The organism is Rhodoferax sp., from assembly GCF_018063565.1.
Lineage (GTDB): Bacteria > Pseudomonadota > Gammaproteobacteria > Burkholderiales > Burkholderiaceae_C > Rhodoferax.
In genome coordinates, this window is record NZ_JAGPBB010000165.1 from 1 (window position 1) to 3,982 (window position 3,982).

General features: G+C 61.0%; 3 protein-coding genes. All 3 read left to right on the forward strand.

Annotation, left to right across the window (positions count from 1 at the left end; translation table 11 throughout):
• On the forward strand, positions 1 to 2,906 hold a 2,906-nt coding region (locus tag KBF66_RS19040), incomplete at its 5' end, for a hypothetical protein (RefSeq protein WP_296661269.1).
• The gene (locus KBF66_RS19045; protein ID WP_296661271.1) at positions 2,906 to 3,259 is read left to right on the forward strand and encodes a hypothetical protein; all 354 of its coding nucleotides are present in this window, start codon (positions 2,906 to 2,908) and stop codon (positions 3,257 to 3,259) included. The genes KBF66_RS19040 and KBF66_RS19045, both read left to right, overlap by 1 nt.
• A gap of 27 nt (positions 3,260 to 3,286) precedes the next feature.
• On the forward strand, positions 3,287 to 3,982 hold a 696-nt coding region (locus tag KBF66_RS19050), incomplete at its 3' end, for a hypothetical protein (protein WP_296661273.1).

Consider the following 3,982-nt stretch of genomic DNA (forward strand, 5'->3'; position numbering starts at 1 on the left):
ATCTCGCAACGCCAGACAACTCTCACAACTGCGAAGCGCCAAACGAGGGCGAAACACAAGCAACCACGCCGCCTGAGCCACCCAAACTGCCGCTGGCCTTTACCGTCATCACCGGCATCCAACCGACACGCTTGACCAAGATCATTGGCCTAAACGCCACGGGCGGCATGCGTAAGGAAACCTCGGCCATGCTGAGCCGGGGTCAAGCGCAGCGTGTGGACGTGGCCGATCTGCTCGGCCTCAAATCGCACCTTGACACCCTCACCAGTGCGCAGGCGGTCACTTGGGGCGTGACCAAAGACGAAGGTGTGGCGGTCTGTACCCAGGCGGACCTGGAAGCACAACAAGCGGGTGCCATCGCCCGCACCCGCGAGAACTTCAAGTTCAGGGCCGCGCCGGGCGTGATGATGCTGGACCATGATGGTTTGCCAGACGGCGAGCTGTCGCCACTCCAGTTTCGTGACCGTTTGATTGCGGCTGCACCGGCACTGGCGGATGCCCCCATGCTCTGGCGGCCCAGTGCGTCTGCGGGTTGTGTTGACCCAGACGGCACCATCTTGTCAGGCTTGACCCGACACCGGCTGTACATCCCTGTGGTGGATGCCACGCTGATCCCTGAGGCGGGCAAGGCGTTGGAGGCCCTGCTGTGGGCCACGCCAGGCGATGGCTGGTGCGATGTTGGTGTGGCTGGCCAACGCTTGCCACGTTGTCTGGTGGACTTGTCGGTGTGGCAACCCGAGCGGCTGGACTTTGCCGGGCCGTCGGTGCTGGTGGACGGCGTTACCCGTGCCGGGGTTGACGGTGTCATCTATGGCGACGCAACGGCTCAGTTCAACCTGCGCCTGCTGATTGACAGCGCCACGCCCGCCATCAAGAAGCAAGCCCAAGCAGGACTCAAGGCAGCACGCGCAGCTGTGGTAGAGAAATGCGCCACCGCCCGGCGCAATTGGGTTAAAGACAAAGCCCCTGCCTTGGCGCAGCGCCGTGGCATCAAACTGGCACAGGCCACCAATGTGCTGGAGCGCGCTGTTGTGCATCAGGTGCTGATGGGTGACTTTGAGCTGACCTGCGCCGACGGCCAGGTGGTGAATGTGGCGCAGCTTCTGGACAACCCGCACCGCTGGCACAACACCCGGTTTGCCGACCCACTGGACCCGGACACTGACAAGCGCGTGGCCGTGGCCCGTCTGCTGAACGGCACCCGGCCAGACCTGTTTTCACACCGACATGGCGGCATGCGGTTCGAGTTGCGCCGCCAGTCGGCACGGGTGCAATTGGGCCGAGGCATGCGGGTGGACTCTACCGATGCCGTGCTGCAAGTCTTGCGCGACCGCAGTGAACTGTTTGACTTTGGCACCAATGCAATTGCCTTTGTCGCCGACGGCAAGGCCACGCCGGTTAGCCGCGACTGGCTGGTGGACCATGCGGGCCGGGTGGCCGAGTTCTACAGCGTCAAGACCGAGCACGATGAAGACGGCAACGTCACCTCCACGCGAGAAATACCGGAAGACGCACCCACCTACATTGCCAACGCCATCATTGCCAAACATGGCAGCCGCAATTTCAGGAAGTTGACGGCGGTCACCACCGCACCCACCTTGCGGCCTGATGGCAGCGTGTTTGACGAGCCAGGCCATGACGCTGTGACCGGGCTGATGTACGTCACCACCGAACCCTATCCGCTGGCCGTGCCGTCGGCCCCGACAGTGGCACAAGCCCTGGATGCCTTGGCAAAGCTGTGGCACCCGATTCGCTTGTTTCCGTTTGCCGACGAAGTGGCCATCGGTGTCACCTTGGCCGCCATGTTGGCCGCGTGCTTACGCCCGGCACTACCCACCTGCCCAGCCACCGGCTTTGATGCGCCAGCGGCGGGCACTGGCAAAACCTTGTTGGCAAAGTGCATCGGCGCACTGGCCACCGGCGGCGATGTCGCTGTGCTGCCGCCCACCAATGAAGAAGACGAATGCCGCAAGCGATTGTTCGCAGCCCTGCGCGGTGGCTCCAAGGTGCTGCTGTGGGACAACGTGCGCGAGCCTCTGGGCAATTCGGTGATCGACTCGTTTTTGACATCATCCTTATTTGCTGACCGTGTGTTGGGTGTCTCTGAGAACGTGGAGTTGCCCAACCGCTCCCTGTTTCTGGTATCGGGCAACAACTTGGTTTTGACTGGCGACACCCACCGCCGGATATTGCTGGCACGGCTGGATGCACAGATTGAAACACCCTTCAAACGCGAGTTCGAGTTCGATCCGCTGACCGAAGTCTGCAACAACCGCCAAGCCATCGTGGTGGCCGCGCTGACTATTGTGCGGGCCTACATCACCGCTGGAAGACCGAGAGTAGGCAAGGGGCGCACAGCGTCGTTTGAGTTGTGGGATGACCTGGTGCGCCAGCCCCTGTGTTGGCTCAGGGAGCGTGTGATGGAGTCGGCTCGGAAATTGACTGACTTGCCCACGTTTGTCGACCCTGCGGATTCCATCGACCGCGCTGCGTCAGAGAACCCTGAAACGTCAAAATTGGCAGCACTGCTGAATGCCTGGATAGCGACCTTTGGCACCACGCCAACCTCACCGGCGCAGGCCATCTCAAAAGCGACTGAAGTGTTTGGCGCTCAATCCGTGTTGTTTGATGCACTGGATGAGATTGCGGGCCAAAACAGCAAGCTCAACGTGCGCATTTTGGGCCGCTGGCTGGAGCGCCACGCCGGGCAGCTTTGCACCGGACTGCGCCTTGTGCTTGCCAACAAGACCAACGGCTTGAAACGCTGGACTGTAGTGCGCACTGTGGAGCGAGCTGCAACCGAAAAGGCCAGTCCAATAGTTGCGACAGTTGCGCCGAGTTGCGAGATTCAGGACGTTGATGACACGGCGATTGCAAGTCAGCTCGATAACGTGGAGATATTTTGATGACCGCACTGGCCGTAGAAACCGTGGTGGCCAAGCTATCAGACGCTGGCCTGAACCTCTCTCTGGCCCCCGCTGGCGGGCTGGCAGTGACACCGTCCAGCCATTTGACAGCCGACCTGCGTGAACTTATCCGCAGCAGCAAGGCGCTGCTGATCGACTGGTTGACGGCCTCGAACGAGGTTGCGAGCCATGTACCCGATCCGCCAGACAACCCGTTGGACTGGAAAGAGCTGACTGCGGCTTATCACGCACACCATTTCAGTTGCCCGATATGTATTGCCGCCGGGCGAGGCCCGCGCTACGGACAACGCTGCGGCGCTGGCATGGCGCTGTGGCGGGAGTATTGCGATTGATCTGAACCCAATTATTGAAAGCCCACCATGAACACCACCTCCGACACCGCGCCCCTGCTTTCCGTGGCTGACTCCACCCCCCAACCCTACGAAACCGTCCGCTTTAACGCCCTGAAGCACGGCATCCTGAGTCGCCTCACCGTGCTCAGCCACGAGAGCCATGCCGATTACGAAAGCCTGGTCAACTCGCTGATGGATGAACACCTGCCAGCGGGTGCCACGGAGCAACATCTGATCGAAGAGCTGGCCAGCGTCATCTGGCGCAAGCGCAGGGTGCTACAAGCGGAGGGGGCCACCATCAACAAAGGCTTGAAGGAATCCGCCCGCAGTGCCAAGACTGTCATTCCGGCGGCAGCACCGTTTGAAGTGGGTCTTTCAGGCGAGAACACCGATATTCGCAACCTCATGGATTTGAAACCAGCAGATGTGGCCGATAGCCAGCAGTCTGCCCAGCACGACATTGATGCGATCAACAAGGCCAGCGCCATTTTGCGCAAAGGTGGTGACCGCGCCTATGACAAAGCCCTGCGCGCCCTGCTGCCCGACACCCGTGAATGGTGGCAGGAGTATGTGGACGATGAGGAATACACCGCCGATGCCGCTGGCCTGGCAACATTCATCACCGAGCACGTCACGCCGTTCGTCTATCAGCAAGAAAAGGAGTCTCGCCACCACGATTCCATCGTGAACCAAACCCTTGGTGAAGGGCTGCAAGCCTACCGG

What these genes read in the sequence shown, in the direction of transcription:
- KBF66_RS19045 (WP_296661271.1), top strand. Translation starts at nt 2,906, where the DNA reads ATGACCGCACTGGCCGTAGAAACCGTGGTGGCCAAGCTATCAGACGCT.